The sequence below is a fragment of the Loigolactobacillus rennini DSM 20253 genome (genome assembly GCF_001436505.1).
GTDB lineage: Bacteria > Bacillota > Bacilli > Lactobacillales > Lactobacillaceae > Loigolactobacillus > Loigolactobacillus rennini.
This window is the reverse complement of record NZ_AYYI01000061.1, coordinates 1-16,836: the sequence shown is the minus strand read 5'-3', so window position 1 is coordinate 16,836 and position 16,836 is coordinate 1. Positions and strand designations below refer to the sequence as shown.

At 40.4% G+C, this 16,836-nt stretch carries 16 protein-coding genes; 15 read left to right on the top strand and 1 reads right to left on the bottom strand.

Features of this window, described 5'->3' with window-relative positions; genetic code table 11:
• The first annotated feature begins 45 nt into the window (after positions 1-45).
• The 12 genes from dinB to trxA all read left to right on the top strand — a co-directional run bounded on the left by dinB (position 46) and on the right by trxA (position 13,040).
• A complete protein-coding gene (gene dinB, locus FC24_RS07895) occupies positions 46-1,182 on the top strand; it encodes a DNA polymerase IV (protein ID WP_057874350.1) in 1,137 nt (378 codons plus the stop codon).
• A gap of 81 nt (positions 1,183-1,263) precedes the next feature.
• Positions 1,264-2,577 carry a DRTGG domain-containing protein gene (locus tag FC24_RS07890; protein ID WP_057874349.1) on the top strand — a complete coding sequence of 438 codons (1,314 nt, stop codon included), beginning with the start codon at positions 1,264-1,266 and terminating at the stop codon, positions 2,575-2,577.
• A gap of 2 nt (positions 2,578-2,579) precedes the next feature.
• Complete coding sequence (locus FC24_RS07885) at positions 2,580-3,533, top strand: DHH family phosphoesterase (RefSeq protein WP_057874348.1); 954 nt, start codon at positions 2,580-2,582, stop codon at positions 3,531-3,533.
• Between the two features lie 11 nt (positions 3,534-3,544).
• Positions 3,545-4,885, top strand: coding sequence for a DEAD/DEAH box helicase (locus FC24_RS07880; RefSeq protein WP_057874347.1), 1,341 nt, complete (start codon positions 3,545-3,547; stop codon positions 4,883-4,885).
• A gap of 316 nt (positions 4,886-5,201) precedes the next feature.
• Entirely contained in the window at positions 5,202-7,847 is a 2,646-nt protein-coding gene (alaS, locus tag FC24_RS07875) for an alanine--tRNA ligase (RefSeq protein ID WP_057874346.1), read from the top strand.
• 114 nt (positions 7,848-7,961) lie between these two features.
• Complete coding sequence (locus tag FC24_RS07870; protein WP_057874345.1) at positions 7,962-8,222, top strand: IreB family regulatory phosphoprotein; 261 nt, start codon at positions 7,962-7,964, stop codon at positions 8,220-8,222.
• Positions 8,222-8,656 carry a Holliday junction resolvase RuvX gene (gene ruvX, locus FC24_RS07865; RefSeq protein WP_057874344.1) on the top strand — a complete coding sequence of 145 codons (435 nt, stop codon included), beginning with the start codon at positions 8,222-8,224 and terminating at the stop codon, positions 8,654-8,656. Before FC24_RS07870 ends, ruvX begins: the two co-directional genes overlap by 1 nt.
• A gap of 42 nt (positions 8,657-8,698) precedes the next feature.
• On the top strand, positions 8,699-9,007 hold the full coding sequence (locus tag FC24_RS07860) for a DUF1292 domain-containing protein (protein ID WP_057874343.1): 309 nt from the start codon (positions 8,699-8,701) through the stop codon (positions 9,005-9,007).
• A gap of 261 nt (positions 9,008-9,268) precedes the next feature.
• Positions 9,269-9,571: a cell division protein ZapA gene (locus FC24_RS07855; protein ID WP_057874342.1), complete on the top strand. Its 303-nt coding sequence runs from the start codon at positions 9,269-9,271 to the stop codon at positions 9,569-9,571.
• Positions 9,571-10,104 (top strand): CvpA family protein, encoded by a 534-nt coding sequence (locus FC24_RS07850; protein WP_057874341.1) that lies wholly within the window; start codon positions 9,571-9,573, stop codon positions 10,102-10,104. Before FC24_RS07855 ends, FC24_RS07850 begins: the two co-directional genes overlap by 1 nt.
• A 154-nt stretch (positions 10,105-10,258) precedes the next feature.
• Positions 10,259-12,616 carry an endonuclease MutS2 gene (locus FC24_RS07845; RefSeq protein WP_057874340.1) on the top strand — a complete coding sequence of 786 codons (2,358 nt, stop codon included), beginning with the start codon at positions 10,259-10,261 and terminating at the stop codon, positions 12,614-12,616.
• Positions 12,617-12,719: 103 nt separating this feature from the next.
• The gene (trxA, locus tag FC24_RS07840; protein ID WP_057874339.1) at positions 12,720-13,040 is read left to right on the top strand and encodes a thioredoxin; all 321 of its coding nucleotides are present in this window, start codon (positions 12,720-12,722) and stop codon (positions 13,038-13,040) included.
• 128 nt (positions 13,041-13,168) lie between these two features.
• On the opposite strand, the gene FC24_RS07835 is transcribed toward trxA, so the two are convergent.
• On the bottom strand, positions 13,169-13,771 hold the full coding sequence (locus FC24_RS07835; protein WP_057874338.1) for a DUF2507 domain-containing protein: 603 nt from the start codon (positions 13,769-13,771) through the stop codon (positions 13,169-13,171).
• A 199-nt stretch (positions 13,772-13,970) separates the two neighbouring features.
• Between FC24_RS07835 and racE the strand changes: the two genes are divergently transcribed.
• From racE to cbpB, 3 genes are read left to right on the top strand one after another with little or no spacing between them, the layout of a single operon-like run.
• Positions 13,971-14,816 carry a glutamate racemase gene (racE, locus tag FC24_RS07830; RefSeq protein ID WP_057874337.1) on the top strand — a complete coding sequence of 282 codons (846 nt, stop codon included), beginning with the start codon at positions 13,971-13,973 and terminating at the stop codon, positions 14,814-14,816.
• Complete coding sequence (gene rph / locus FC24_RS07825) at positions 14,800-16,161, top strand: ribonuclease PH (protein WP_057874336.1); 1,362 nt, start codon at positions 14,800-14,802, stop codon at positions 16,159-16,161. The genes racE and rph overlap by 17 nt, the downstream gene beginning before the upstream one ends.
• A gap of 57 nt (positions 16,162-16,218) precedes the next feature.
• Positions 16,219-16,701, top strand: a complete 483-nt coding sequence (gene cbpB / locus FC24_RS07820) for a cyclic-di-AMP-binding protein CbpB (RefSeq protein ID WP_057874335.1) — start codon at positions 16,219-16,221, stop codon at positions 16,699-16,701.
• Positions 16,702-16,836 lie beyond the last annotated feature (135 nt).

The window sequence follows — 16,836 nt, the reverse complement described above, 5'->3', positions numbered from 1 at the left end:
GTTCCTTGCGTTATAATGAAGTTAAATGTAAAAGGGGGTGCCAGTATGACGGCAAACTTAGGTCTTTTACAAATTCCGTTAACCAATGATTTTTCGCGCAAGATTATTCATGTTGATATGGATGCTTTTTATGCATCCATTGAGGAACGGGAGCATCCAGAATTTGTCGGGAAGCCTTTGATCATCGCTCGGGACCCTAGTGATACTGGTGGTAAAGGGGTGGTGACAACAGCTAATTATTCGGCGCGCCGCTTTGGCGTTCACTCGGCAATGGCTGCACAAAAAGCACTGGCGCTTTGCCCTAAAGCAATTTTTAAACGGCCGGATTTTACGCTTTACCGGCAAGTTTCGCAACAAGTTCACCAAATTTTTAAACAATATACTGATGTTATCGAATATGTTGCCTTAGATGAAGCTTATCTGGATGTTACAGCAAATAAAGCTGATCTGGCTAGTGCCGTAATGTTGGCCCGGCGCATTCAAAAACAAATTAAACAATTAACACAGTTAACCAGTTCTACTGGTATCTCCTACAATAAATTTTTGGCTAAAATGGCATCAGATTACCGTAAGCCAGCGGGGACAACCGTAATTATGCCTAAACAAGCTTTAGCGTTTTTACATGATCTTCCCATTGAAAAATTTCATGGTGTGGGGAAGAAAACGGTTCCGAAATTACACGAATTAGATATTTATACCGGTGCTGATTTACAAAAATTAACGGAACTGACTTTGATTCAACGCTTTGGTAAAATGGGAGATCAATTGTATCGGCACGCACATGGCGTAGATTTACGGCCGGTGGAATATCAGCGGCAGCGTAAATCAGTTGGCCGTGAGGAAACCTTTGGGCAGCCATTAATGACTGAAGAACAGGTCCAAGCTGAATTGCGCCGTTTGGCCAAAGGGGTTGCTGCTAATTTAGCTAAAGCACAGTTACATGGTAAAACGATTGTTTTAAAAACCCGTAATCGGGATTTTGAAACGGTGACCAAGCGATTAACCTTAAATGATTACATTGCTGATGAAAGGTCAATTAATCGTTATGCACAGCAACTGTGGCAAGATAGCGGTGATCTGAGCAAGGGAATCAGATTATTAGGAATTACACTTACAACGTTAAATCCCATTGCGTTTGAAGAAATTCGTCTACCGTTGTTTAAATCATCAAACCAGCGTTAAGCTTGCTTTGTAATTTAAAGTTAAAACCAGTATACTGAGATTCGACTAACGTGGATGGTCACAAGTGATGGAGGAAAATTCATGGCATCAAAACGGGAAAAAGGCGTACGCTACATCAAAAAATTACCGATTGGTAAGAAAATTTCTGTTCGCGGATTAGCACGAGAACTTTCAATTAGCGAAGGTACTGCCTATCAAGCAATTAAGACGGCTGAAACGCGCGGTTTAGTTTCGACTATTGAGCGTGTTGGCACCATTCGAATTGATCAAATTCCTGCTGCTCAAATTGAAACTTTAACTTATCATGCTTTATTACAAATAATAAATGGGGTTGTTTTAGGTGGTAAAGCTGGTTTAGGTAAAAGTTTGCATCGCTTTTTAATTGGTGCAATGACCGGTGATCGAATGGTCCCTTACATTACACAAAATTCCCTTTTAATCGTGGGTAACCGAAAAGAAATCCAACGCTTAGCATTGGAACATGATGCTGCCGTATTGATTACTGGGGATTTAGGTGCAGCACCGGAGATCATTCAACTAGCGGATCAAAAAGCGCTGCCTGTTTTAATGACGCCATTTGATACTTATACAGTGGCGACTTTGATTAACCGAGCCTTGGCAGATCAGGCCATTAAGCATAAAATCGCAACAGTAGCAGATATTTATATTCCAGTTTCACAAACCCGTTTTTTATATAGTCGTCAAACGGTTGCCGATTATAAGCGACTTAACCGCCAGACTAGTCATTCACGCTTCCCTGTCATTACACAAAGCCAGCAGCTGGTAGGTATTGTGACTAGCAAAGATATTTTAGATTACAGTGGACAGACCACATTAGATAAAGTCATGACACCGACACCTGCAAGTGTAACGGAGTCTACAAGTTTAGCTAGCGTTAGCCACATGATGGTTTACGATGGTTATGAATTAATTCCAGTTGTTGATCGGCGGTTACACCTGCTAGGAATTGTCAGTCGTCAAGATGTAATGGCAGCTTTAGATGAAGGCCATGGGACGCTAAAACTACAAGATACATTTTCTGATCAAATGGTTAGTAAAATGAATGAGGTCAATCCAGGTATGTTTCAAACTGTGGTGACACCGCAGATGATTAACCAGATTGGGACAATTTCATTAGGTGTACTCAGCGAACTAGTTGTGAGTGCTTGTCAACGTTTAACAGTTGCCAAATTAAAACGCCAAGCGACCATTGATCAAGTCGACTTGCATTATTTGCGCCTCATTCAATTGGACACAAAATTAACCATTACGCCACTAGTAATGGAAAGCGGCCGACACTCTGCTAAGTTAGATGTCAACATTCATCAAGCAGGCGGTTTAGTAGCTAAAGCAATTGTAATTTGTCAACTTTTGGAAGGATACCGGGGGAAATAACCATGCAAAAAAATGCACAGCAACAGCAAATCATTCAACAAATTCAACAATTTAATGTGATTATCATTCATCGTCACGAAAATGCGGATCCAGATGCACTTGGAGCCCAAGGTGGTCTGGCGGAAATTATTCGGGCTAATTTTCCTGACAAAAAAGTTTACGTTGTTGGTCACCCCACTGCTGATTTAGATTGGCTTAACCAAATGGATCAGATTACAGACCAAACTTATCAAGGTGCTTTGGTCATTGTGACAGATACGGCTAATACCCCTAGGATCGATGATCAACGGTTTAATACGGGTGAAAAATTGATTAAAATTGACCACCATCCTAACGATGATGCCTATGGTGATGTTCAGTTAGTGGACCCACAAGCGTCCAGCACCTCAGAATTAATTTTTGACTTACTACAAGCAGCTGCTGATTGGCAATTACCAGCTAGTGCAGCCCGTTTATTGTATGCAGGCATTGTGGGGGATACCGGTCGATTCATGTATGCTAATACTAGCGCGCATACGCTAAATGTTGCTGCTGAATTAGTTAAGGCTGATTTTGATCCAACGCAGATTAACCAACAATTAAATACGTTATCACCGCAACAAGCGCGTTTGTCGGCCTATGTGTTACAAAACATCACGATTTTGCCTAGTGGTGCGGCTTACATTGTTTTGACCGCTGACACTTTAAACAAGTTGCAAATCAGTGTTGCGCAAGCGCATGCTATTGTGTCGCTACCAGGGCGTATTTCTGGGGTTAGCGCTTGGAGCATTTTTGTTGAACAAGCGCCCGATAATTACCGGGTACATTTGCGTTCAAACGCACCAGTGATCAATCAGTTAGCAAAAGCCCATGCAGGCGGGGGCCATGAATTGGCGAGTGGTGCTCGTGCTTACAGTCAAACCGAGATTGAAACTATCATTCATCAGCTTGATCAAATTGTGCAAAAGAGTAAATAAAAGAGGTTATTATGACAACATTTAAAGCATTTAAGTTAAAGCCGTACATTTTGCAGGCACTAGACAAACAACATTTTCGACAACCGACTCCGATTCAACAAAAATTAATTCCTTTAGTTATGGCAGGTAAAAGTGTTATCGGTCAGTCAGAAACTGGTAGTGGGAAAACCCACGCTTTCTTACTGCCCATTTTCAATCGTCTTGACCCTAAAAATGAAGCAGTTCAGGTAGTAATTACAGCTCCTAGTCGGGAATTAGCAACACAACTTTATCAAGCGGCTAAGCAAATTGCTGATTTTAGTCCTGATGCGATTCATGTCCATTGTTATGTGGGTGGTACGGATAAACAACGCCAAGTTGATAAACTACATCATCATCAGCCACAAATTGTAATTGGGACACCAGGACGAATTTTAGATTTAATTAATAGTCAGGCATTAAAAAGTTTTACTGCGACGACCTTTGTTGTGGATGAAGCAGACATGACAATGGACATGGGCTTTTTAAATGAAGTTGATAAAATTGCTGCAACTTTTTCTGAGGAATTGCAGATGCTCGTATTTTCAGCGACTATCCCGCAAAAGTTAGAGCCATTTTTACGTAAATATATGAAACATCCGGTGGTTGAAAAATTAAAACCCGCTTCGGTGATCAGCCCCACCATTAAAAATTGGCTAATTTCCACGCGCGGTCGGGATAAGAACCATTTGATTTACCGGCTAGCTAAAAGCACTAATCCATATTTAGAGTTGATTTTTGCCAACACTAAACAGCGGGTTGACGAAATTGCGGATTATTTAAGCACTCAAGGACTTAAAGTGGCTAAAATTTCTGGTGAACTGACACCACGAGAACGTAAAAGAACAATGCGTCAGATTAAACATTTAGAGTTTCAATACATTGTGGCAACGGATTTGGCAGCACGTGGGATCGATATTCAAGGCATTTCTCACGTGATCAACACGGAATTGCCAAAGGATCAGGAATTTTTCATTCACCGAGTTGGTCGTACTGGCCGTAATGGTTTATCTGGGATTGCCATTACCATTTATGAGCCTGGACAAGAAGGGGCCATTGCTGATCTTGAGAAATTAGGCATCACTTTCCAACCCAAACGGTTGAAAGGAGGGCAATTGGTCGATGGCTATGACCGTAATCGGCGGTTTAAACGACAACAAACGAAAAAGACATTGTCACCAGATATGGTGGGAATGGTTAAAAAGCAAAAAAAGCAGCATAAACCAGGTTATAAAAAACGCATTCATAGTGCAATCAAAAAAGATAGCCAGCAAAAGCAGCGGCGGCAACACCGTCAAAGTTTGCAAGAACAGCGGCGTAAAAATAAACGCTAGTAAGCTTTGCCTTGGTAGGTAGTCCAGGGGCCTAAGCAGTTGACAGTCTGTTGCTGGCTCGCTATAATGATTTCAGAAAACATCAGACCGGATATATCGTGGTGATTTAGCTTCTGCAGGGAAATGTGCCTTTGACTGTGAGCACATTGTTGCTGGTGCCGCTGATGCTACCGGTTGCGATCGCAAACTCTGCGTTATCGAGTTTAAGAGGAAACGAGACATCGTTGCAATCAAGGTGGTACCGCGCTAAGGCGTCCTTGAGTGGCAGCGGTGTTTTTTATATTAATTTTGTTGTATCAAGAAAAAGGGGTCACACATGAAAAAGTTAAGTAGTAGTCAAATTCGGCAAATGTTTCTTGATTTCTTTAAAGAAAAGGGACATTCCATTGAGCCTTCTGCCTCGTTGATTCCAGAAGCTGATCCCACTTTGTTGTGGATTAATTCTGGTGTTGCAACGATGAAGAAATATTTTGAAGGTCGGGTAGTCCCGAAGAATCCACGCTTAGCCAGTTCGCAAAAGAGTATTCGGACTAATGATATTGAAAATGTTGGTAAAACAGCACGTCATCAAACGCTATTTGAAATGTTAGGTAATTTTTCAGTTGGTGATTATTTTAAAAAAGAAGCGATCAACTGGGCCTGGGAATTTATGACCAGTCCAAAATGGATGGCTTTTGATCCGGAAAAGCTCTACGTAACCGTGTATCCTAAGGACACAGCAGCTAAAAAGCTTTGGCAGCAAGCAGGCGTTCAATCGGATCATATTTTAGAAGATGAAGGCAATTTTTGGGACATCGGGGAAGGCCCTAGTGGCCCAGACTCAGAGATTTTTTATGATCGTGGACAAGCATTTAATAATGTTGCACCAGATGATCCTGAAAATTATCCTGGTGGTGAAAATGAACGCTATTTAGAAGTTTGGAACATTGTGTTCTCTGAATTCAACCATAAACCAGATGGCACTTACGCACCTTTACCACATAAAAACATTGATACTGGCATGGGATTGGAACGTTTAGTGTCAGTTGTACAGCAGACTAAAACAAATTTTGAAACAGATTTGTTCTTGCCAATTATTCAGGCAACAGAAAAATTAAGTGCAAATAAGCATTATGGTAAAAATCGGCAAACAGATGTGTCATTTAAGGTAATTGCTGACCATGCGCGTGCAGTGACCTTCGCAATTTCAGATGGTGCGTTACCTTCTAATGTGGGGCGTGGTTATGTTTTACGGCGTTTAATCCGGCGTGCAACGGTCCATGGCAAAAAATTAGGAATCGATCAACCATTTTTGTATCAATTAGTGCCTGTTGTCGGGAAAATTATGGCAAGTTATTACCCAGAAATCTTAAAGCAAAAAGCTTACATTGCAAAAGTAATTAAAGCTGAAGAAGACCGCTTTAATCACACGTTAAATGATGGCTTGAAATTATTGGATAAGCAGATTAAAGCTGCTAAAAAAGCTAACCAAAATGTACTGACTGGCAAGACTGTATTTATGCTGTTTGACACTTTTGGTTTTCCATTTGAGTTGACTAAAGAATATGCTGCTGATGCTGGTTTAACGGTAGACCAAGCTGGTTTTAATGAAGAAATGCAAAAGCAAAAACAACGGGCTCGGGCTGCGCGTAGTCAAAATAATGGCATGGGCGTACAACATGGTCTTTTACTAGATGTTAAAGTTGCAAGTAAGTTTATTGGCTGGGAGCACTTAACTAAAAAGCAGGCAAAGCTGGAATTAATTGTTGCAGATGATCAATTAGTGGCCCAAGTTAAAACTGGTGAAGCACAATTGATATTTGATGAAACACCATTTTATGCCGAAATGGGTGGACAAGTTGCCGATCATGGTCAAATTTTAGATGATCAAAGCAATCTGGTTGCCCGAGTAACTGATGTACAACATGCTCCTAATGGTCAAAATTTGCATACAGTTAAAGTTTTAGCGCCGCTAGTTAAGGGCCAATTTTATCAATTAAAAGTTGATCCGACTTTCCGGCGGGATGTTTCGCGTAATCATACTGCAACCCATTTGTTGGACCAAGCGTTACGCGATGTGTTGGGCGAACACGTTCACCAAGCCGGATCCTTAGTGGAGCCAGATTATCTTCGCTTTGATTTTACACACGCTGGACAAACAACGCCAGAACAACTCAATCAATTAGAAACGATTATTAATCAAAAAATTTGGGCTGCACTGCCAATTAATTGGATAATTACAGACATTGATTCAGCTAAAAAGATGGGTGCCATTGCAATTTTCAAAGAAAAGTATGGTAAACAAGTACGAGTTGTTTCAATTGGGGATTATTCACGTGAGTTCGATGGTGGCACGCACGCTAAAAACACGGCCGAGTTAGGATTATTTAAGATTACCAATGAAACTGGTATTGGTGCTGGTGTACGGCGGATTGAAGCGGTCACCTCTAAAGCAGCTTTTGATTATTTGCAGCAGCGAGAACAATGGTTGCAGCAAATTGCAGATTTGATTAAAGCACCACAATTGTCAAAAGTCGTCAGCAAAGTTGATCAATTACAAACTGAGTTAAAGCAAAGCAAAAAACAAATTGAACAACTACAAGCCAAAACTGCTCAGCAACAAGCAGCAAATATTTTTCAAGAAGTTCAAACTATCAATGACATTACTTTAATTGCCGCACCAGTAAAAGGTGCGGACATGACACAGTTGCGACAATTAGCAGATAAGTGGAAACAAGAACAACTTTCGGATGTTTTAGTTTTAGGAACTGTCATTGGTGGAAAAAAAGTTAATTTAATTGCTGCTGTCTCAAAAGCTGGGATTACAAAAGGAATTAAAGCTGGTGATTTGATTAAAGCAATTGCTGCAAAAGTTGGCGGTGGCGGCGGTGGTCGTCCAGACATGGCTCAGGCTGGTGGTAAGAATCCAGCTGGCTTACCAGCGGCATTGCAGGCAGCTAGTCAGTTTTTAGCAGAAAAATAAAATTGTAACTAGTGCGCTTTTCTAGTAGAATGTATCTTGAAGTCGTAGCGCTTTACTTGGTAATCTTAATTATCAGGCACATAAAGCTTTTGTGAGAAGGATGAGGTGTTTGAGGTGAGTTCATCAGATAAAACAGTTAATTTTGAATTTGGTCGCGAGCAGCCTAAAAATGTGCAGCAAACGTTAGAAACTGTTTATCAAGCATTGGAAGAAAAAGGGTATAACCCGATTAACCAAATTGTTGGTTATTTATTATCCGGTGATCCAGCGTATATTCCCCGGTATAACGATGCGCGTAATTTAATTCGTAAACATGAGCGTGACGAAATCATCGAAGAACTAGTGCGGCATTATCTTAATCGGGATGCGCAATAATGCGTTATTTAGGATTAGATGTCGGTTCTAAAACCGTTGGTGTCGCAGTGAGTGATCCGTTTGGCTGGACAGCACAAGGCTTAGAAATTATTCAGATTGATGAAGCGCAAAAACGGTTTGGAATTGAACGGGTCAAAACGCTGGTTGATCAGTATACGGTAACAGATTTTGTTGTTGGTTTGCCTAAAAATATGAATAATACAATTGGTCCCCGTGCAGAGGCAGCACAGGCTTATGGCCGTTTGTTAACCGCAACATTTGCATTACCAGTCCATTTTATTGATGAGCGCTTAACTACAGTTGAAGCTGAACGGATGCTAGTTGACCAAGCTGATGCTTCCAGAAAAAAGCGCAAGCAAGTGATTGATAAATTGGCAGCAGTGATGATTTTACAAAATTTTTTGGATCGTGAAGCACAACGTGCTAGAGACTAAGTCACTGCTCAATAATTGTCAAATTAAAGTAGGAGAATAAATATGGTCGATAAACAACAACCCGAAAATGAAGATGAACGCCAGATTACACTGGTTGATGAGGATGGCAATGAGGAATTGTACGAAATCTTGTTTACCTTTGATTCTGAAGATTACGGCAAATCTTATGTCTTACTTTATCCGGCCAGTGCTGCTGAAGATGAAGAAGTGGATATTCAGGCTTTTTCATATAAAACTGGCGATAAAGGTGATCCAGCAGAAGGGGACCTTTATCCAATTGAATCAGATAAGGAATGGGATATGGTTGAAGAAGTGCTCAATACTTTTTTGGCTGATGATGAACAAGCCTAAAACATCCCATGCTAATTGAATGACTGGTTTGATGCTAATTGTGAGCGAATATTCTATGGTAAATAGAATGTTCGCTTTTTTGATGGCTTTAATTGGATGAATTGATAGTAATGTACCTGTAAAAGGTTAATGATTAATTAAAGTGCTGTTTATTTACATTTTTTCATGCTAAAATAATAGGCGTTGAATTATTTTGCGCTAGCTTGGGTTATGTTATAATGCTAAGCAGTTAAACAGTGTTTTGGTGAGGAGGAGCGTTTGATGGCAGAGCAAAAACGGCGGTTTAAAGTCGTCATTGATGGTAAGTCTTACATTATCATTGGAGATGCCACTGATGCGCACATTCAGGCGGTTACTCAGCTGGTCAATGAGCAACTAAAACAGATTAAGTCTTTAGTGCCTAACTTGGATGACGAACAAGCAGCAATTTTGCTTGCAATCAATACTGTCTCAGACCAGTTGAAACAACAAGCAACGATTGAACAGCTTGAAAAAGAAAATAAACAGTTAAAGCAACAATCATCAGCATCAGATGATTCTGATGAAAAGCAAAGAGGAAACTAATGCTAACTATCATAATTATCATATTTTTAGCTTATGCTTATTATATGGGGACGCGTCGAGGTTTGGCTATGCAAGCAGTTTACACGTTAGGTTTTTTGCTTGCTTTTATTATTGCTCGATTGAGTTACTTAAAAATTGCCCCTGGTCTGACCCTGCTAGTTCCTTATCAATCGGCTACTGAAACTAGCCGTTTTGTCTTTTTTAGTCAAAAGACTGGATTGAAGTTAGATGCAGCTTTTTATGCTGCAGTGGCTTTTTTATTCGTGTTATTTATTGGTTGGGGATTGACACGGTTTATTGGTGTTTTATTGCAAGATCTAACGTTTTATCCGTTACCACGACAATTAAGTACGGTTGGAGGCGGTGTGCTTGGGTTAATAACAATGTATGTCGGATTCTTTTTAGTCCTCACAATTTTGGCACTGATTCCAGCACCAAGTATTCAAGCATTATTGGGGCACTCGTTATTAGCCAAGGGAATGGTGAATTTTACACCGATTCCTGCCTTGCACTGGTGGTTGCAGGCCATTTAATGACAATGTCAGTAACAGATTTTAAACATAAAATTGATCGTTTTTATAAAATCGTAAGGGTTGTGCAGATGTTTGCTGTCTAGTACAGCCCTATTATTTACCCAAACTCATTTAGAATTTGTGAGTAAAGGTTAGGTTGTTAGGGAGGTTTACTTTGAATACAAAAATTTTAGAGATTCTAGAATTTGCTAAAATTAAACAAGCGTTGAAACGCTATTTGGTATCTGCATTAGGGCAGGCTCAGCTTGAACAGTTAGTGCCTTTGACGGATAGTCAAAAAATTCAGCAACAGATTGATCAAACCAAAGATGGTGCGGATATTTTAAGGTTGAAAGGGCCCATCCCAATTCCAGAATTAGCTAGTATTGCACCACATTTACACCGATTGGCAATTGGGGCGGTTTTAAACGGCAAGGAATTAGCTGAGGTTGGTCGCGTTTTACGTGCCGCTAATGAAGTCACCCGCTTTTTTGTTGACTTTGCGGATGAAGAAGTCACTTTGCGTCAGGTAGATCAAATTCAAGCACAGTTGGTAACACTGCCTAAACTAACTAAGCGATTGCGGATTTCAGTAGAAGGCGATGGGCACATTACCGATGATGCGTCCACTAAGCTGAGGGGGATTCGCGATGGCATTCAGCAATTACAGGGCGATATTCGGGCTAAAATGACTGCCTATACACGGGGTAATAACGCAAAATATTTAAGCGAACCCATTGTGACAATTCGTAATGATCGGTATGTACTGCCTGTGAAGCAAGAGTATCGGGGGCATTTTGGCGGAGTTGTCCATGACCAAAGTGCAAGTGGTTTAACATTATTTATTGAGCCACAAAGTGTTTTAAGTTTGAATAATCGGTTGCGTCAGCGACAAGTACAAGAACAACAAGAAATTCAACGAATTTTGGCAGAATTATCAGCAGCCATCGCCCCTTACCAAGGTGAAATCAAACAAAATGCCACAATTTTAGGCCAATTAGACTTTATCAATGCCAAAGCGCGTTATGCCAAAGCGCTAAAAGCAACAGAGCCGTTGTTAAACCTAGACAATCATGTTGCTTTGCGCCAGGCTCGGCATCCTTTAATTGATGCGGATAAGGTTGTTGCAAATGATATTTTCTTAGGTGAAGATTACCATGCAATGATTATCACTGGCCCGAATACAGGTGGGAAAACCATTACGTTAAAGACTATGGGATTACTGCAGTTAATGGCCCAGGCCGGGTTGTTCATCCCAGCACGGGAAGAAAGTCAAGTCGGTGTTTTTGACAATATTTTTGCTGATATTGGTGATGAACAATCAATTGAACAAAATCTGAGTACGTTTTCTTCTCACATGTCGAACATTGTGACCATTTTAAAACAAGTCGATCAAAACAGTTTAGTGTTGCTAGATGAAGTAGGTGCTGGTACGGATCCACAAGAAGGAGCTGCTCTAGCAATTGCGATTTTAGACCAATTAGGTGCAACGGATAGTTATGTCATGGCCACCACGCATTATCCTGAGTTAAAAGCTTATGGTTATAACCGACCACAGACGATTAATGCGAGCATGGAATTTGATGTTAAAACCCTGCAACCAACTTATAGGTTGTTAATTGGGGTTCCAGGGCGATCGAATGCATTTGATATTGCGACACGATTAGGCTTGGCCGATCAGATCGTGGCACAGGCAAAGCAGTTAATCAATGCTGACGATCAGGATTTAAATAATATGATTAGCGATTTAGAAGCACAACGTAAAGCTGCTGAAAAAGCCCGGTCACAAGCACAGACACTGCTGGCTAAAGCGACGACTTTGCATCAGGATTTAGCTGCTGCTAGTCAAGAATTTGTCACAGCTCGGCAAGAACAAATGAATAAGGCAAAAGATAAGGCTAATCAAATTGTCAGTCGGGCCCAAACGGAAAGTGACAAAATTATTCGTCAATTGCGCCAGTTACAGCTGAATCAGAAAAATGGTGTCAAAGAGCATCAGTTGATTGCGGCTAAAACTAATTTAGCTAATTTGAAACAGGAAAAAGCGTTAGCTAAAAACAAGGTATTACAACATGAAAAGCGCCGGCAGGCACTTAAAGTTGGCGATGATGTGTTGGTGACAACCTACGGCCAACAAGGTGTTTTATTAGAACAACTCGATAAAAATCATTGGGAAGTTCAGTTAGGTATTTTAAAAATGAAAGTTGCAACCCGTGATCTAGAAAAAACTGCGCCTAAAGCACAACCTAAACCTAGACGTCAATTTGCCACTGTTCACACGGGAAATCATGTCAGTCCCACGTTGGATTTACGTGGGGAGCGCTATGAAGAAGCACTGGCAGATGTGGATCGTTATATTGATGCGGCCTTACTAGCCGGTTATGCGCAAGTCACCATTGTGCATGGCAAAGGAACTGGTGCTTTGCGCCAGGGAATTACCGATTACCTTAAAACTAATCGACAAGTTAAAAAATTTAAATTTGCCCCTGCAAATGCGGGTGGCAATGGGGCAACCGTGGTAACGCTTAAATAAATTTTATTGATCAGTATGGATCAACTAATTTTTAGTAAGCAAATTAGTTGTTGTCCACTGGGATTTCTGCTAGACTATAAGCAATTAAAGGAGGTATGACTTTATGGTACAAGCGATCACCGATAATAATTTTGATAAAGAAACTGGCCAAGGCGTTGTTTTAACTGATTTCTGGGCAACTTGGTGCGGTCCTTGCCGGATGCAATCACCTGTTGTTGAGCAGTTAGATGAAGACGAAAATTATGGTAGCAAAGTTAAGTTTACTAAAATGGACGTTGACGCTAACCCAGAAACGGCACAAAACTTTGGGATTATGAGTATTCCAACATTAATGGTTAAAAAAGATGGCCAAGTTGTTGAAACTTTAGTTGGTTATCACACTAAAGACCAATTACAACAAGTACTTGATCAGTATACAGATTAAGTAGCATCACTTTGTTAAGTGTATTAATGCAACACTTTAAATAAAAGTTTGGACCACCAGGCAGCTTAAAAACTGTTTGGTGGTCCATTTTATTGGTCAAAATACCGTTATGATAATTGAGAGGAACGTTAACGCCGAAACCAAGAACGGCGGTGTCGTTCTGTTCGCTTAGGCATGAGTTCTGAAACCGGTGTTGAAGTTTTCTTAGGCGTTTTAGCAGTGGGTGCTTTTGATTGGGATCTGGTTGCTTCACCAAAATGATGAAGTTGAATCGGTTGTCCAGTTGATGAATCGGCTGGACGGTCAGTTTGATCAGTTTGGATAATGATAGTTATTGCATCCCGTTCAGGTTGTAATTGCCCTTCTGCAACTGCTTGCGTAATTTGTTGTGTTTGTTGTGCAAGAAAACCAGCTTCAAGTTGGAAATCAGCCTGTGCAAAAGCCTTTTGGCGTTGTTTAACTTGTCCACCAGCTAGTCGGTAAATATAGCGATTTTTAGTTTGCTGGCTAAGCGTTAAGTGGCCAAAGTTAAATTGTTCAAAAAAAGTAGGCAGATCCGCTAATTTCTGTAAAGGTAAGCGGCGGGCAAGGTCTTTACCAGCCCAATATAAAATACCCGGCGCTTCTTGGCCTAGGAGATCAGGTAATAAAATATCACGCAATAATTCGTAACCTAACGTTTCTGGCTGCGTAACCGCGTGTAATAAACTGTCATAATAATTTTTTGCCATAAGCCCAATCACCTCATTTGTTTTCCCATTCATTATAGCAAAATCATAGCAGATTTGGATAGTTGTGCAGCAATTCTTAAAAATTGACTAACAATTACGTTTAACTTGAACTTAAGTAAAAAAAAGGTGAAAATCTAGATATGGGTATGAGTTAGAAATTAAAGCAACGTTTAATTTTTATAGAAAGAAGAAGAGATAAATGGTGAATGTCAAGCAAGGTATTGGCTTTATGGATTCAGGGGTAGGTGGCTTAACTGTCGCCAAGGAAGCACTACGCCAGCTACCCAATGAACAAATCATTTATATTGGCGATACGGCTCGTATGCCCTACGGACCACGGCCAACTGAACAAGTTAAGGCGTTTACTTGGCAAATGACGAATTTTTTACGTAGTAAACACGTTAAGATGATCGTGATTGCTTGTAATACAGCAACTGCAGCGGCTTTGCCAGAAATTCAGGCTGCATTAACGATTCCTGTGGTCGGAGTCATTTTAGCAGGCAGTCAAGCTGCAATCAAAACCACAAAAAATCATCATATCGGTGTCATTGGCACCGAAGGGACGATTAAAAGTCGTGCTTATCAACAGGCAATTAAACAGCAGGCACCTAACACCCAAGTAACCGGTTTAGCTTGCCCTAAGTTTGTCTCCTTGGTTGAAAGTAATGAATATAAAACTGCGGTAGCAAAAAAAGTTGTAGCTGAATCATTGGCACCATTTGATAAAGTTCCGCTGGATACATTAATTTTAGGCTGTACTCACTACCCGCTATTGCGGCCATTAATTCAAAATAAAATGGGGGCGCAAGTTAAATTAGTGGATCCTAGCCGGGAAACCATTAACCAAGTATCGGCATTGCTGAACTATAATCATTTGGCAGCACCAACACGGCAGCCACATCATGAGTTTTATACTACTGGCAATACTGAAATGTTTCAGGAAATTGCAGATGATTGGTTGAAATTAACTGCTTTAGATGTTCGTCACATTGCGTTGCCTGAATTAATGACATACAGTGAGGTTAAAGATGAAAACAAGAAATAATGCGCGGAAGACCAATGAATTACGTCCCTTCAAAATGATTCCTAATTATTTAAAAAATCCTGAAGGCTCGGTTTTAATGATTTTGGGTGAAACCAAAGTGATTTGTAATGCAACGGTGTCCGAAACCCAGCCCCCGTTTTTACAAGATCAAGATAAGGGCTGGATTTATGCGGAATATAGTATGTTGCCGCGAGCAACGCCCCAGCGCAATCGAAGAGAAGCGACCAAAGGTCATCAAGATGGTCGCACCATCGAGATCCAGCGATTAATCGGGCGATCGTTACGTGCCGTAGTTGATTTAAATCGACTGGGACCGCGTACCATTGTAGTGGATTGTGATGTGCTCCAAGCAGATGGCGGCACTCGCACTGCTAGCATCACAGGGGCATTTTTAGCTTTAAAAATCGCTTTAGCTAAATTAGTGACTAAAAAGATAGTTTCGCAAAACCCTTTAAAAACAGATCTTGCTGCAATTAGCGTTGGCATGTTATCAAAAATAGGACCGGTTTTAGATTTAGATGCGTCGGAAGACCAGCAAGCTTTAGTAGATATGAATATTGTGATGACAGCAGCAGGTGATTTTGTCGAGTTGCAGGGAACCGGGGAAGAAGCAACGTTTTCCGGAAGCCAACTAAATGATTTATTATATTTAGGAACAAAAGGGATTGAGCAGTTGATTACGGCACAACAGTACCAGTTTAAGCAACTCAGTCAACCTTATGATACAAGTTCATTAGCTGGAAATACAGTTGTCATTGCAACTCGTAATTTAGGTAAAGCACGTGAATTTAAAGATATGTTTGCTGCAGAAGGCATACAAGTTAAAACGTTACGTGATTTTCCTGAACTACCAAAGATTGAAGAAACTGGGCGAACATTTGAAGAAAATGCTCGGCTTAAAGCGGATACTGTTGCACATTTATTGAATTTACCAGTATTAGCAGATGATTCTGGCTTGCAAGTCGCCGCTTTAAATGGGCGACCAGGCGTTTTTTCGGCCCGTTATGCTGGTGATCATAATGATGCGGCTAATAATGCTAAATTATTGTATGAGCTCAGCGATACACCCCGTGAAAAGCGAAATGCAACTTTTCATACAACATTAGTGTTTGCTAAACCCGATCAGCCTAAGCAAGATTTGGTTGTGTCAGGGGAAGTTAACGGGTATATTTTAGGAATTCCGCGGGGCGAGAATGGCTTCGGCTATGATCCGTTGTTTTATGTACCAGAACTAGGTAAAAGCTTAGCGGAACTTACTGAAGCACAAAAGAATAAAATTAGTCACCGGGGAAATGCTTTGCGACAATTAGAAAAAGTCTGGCGTGATTGGTTAAGTCAGTCTTAGTTGCGTGTGGCTTGCGATTTATCCAATCGCATTAAGCCCTGATTTGAGGAGGAACTCATGATAAGTCAACCAATTTTGAATGGTTTACTACAAAACAAAGCACATTTTCTGATTCCTGCTGAAAAAGTTGCAAACGTGCAGGTTGATAATAATTTAAACCATGCTTTTTTGATGTTAACTAAAATTCATTATGCCCGAATTCCTGTACTGGCTAATGACTCTAAGTTTGTGGGATTAATTTCGCTAGCGATGATTACAGAAGCAATGATGGGAAAAGATGATTTTGATTTAAATCGGATTAACGCGTTAACTGTAGGGGATGTTTGTGAGCGCGATGTTCCGACAGTCGAAAATCCGTATGATATTGAATTGATTCTCCATTTGTTAGTGGATAATCCATTTTTACCTGTTGTCAGTAGTGAGGGAGATTTTACCGGAATTGTAACGCGACGTGAAGTGATGAAAAGCGTTAATTATTTAGTGCATAATTTTGAAGATATCTATCCAAATATTGTCGCACGTGATAAGAAAACGAACTAATCTAACGTCTTTAGTGTAAAACAAGAAATTCAGTTAGTTTATCAATATTGTTGTAATCAAAAATAGAGGCGATACCATTTTTGGCTCTACAATATCTGTTGTTGGTAATAGATTTATCTATTATTGATGGCAGAT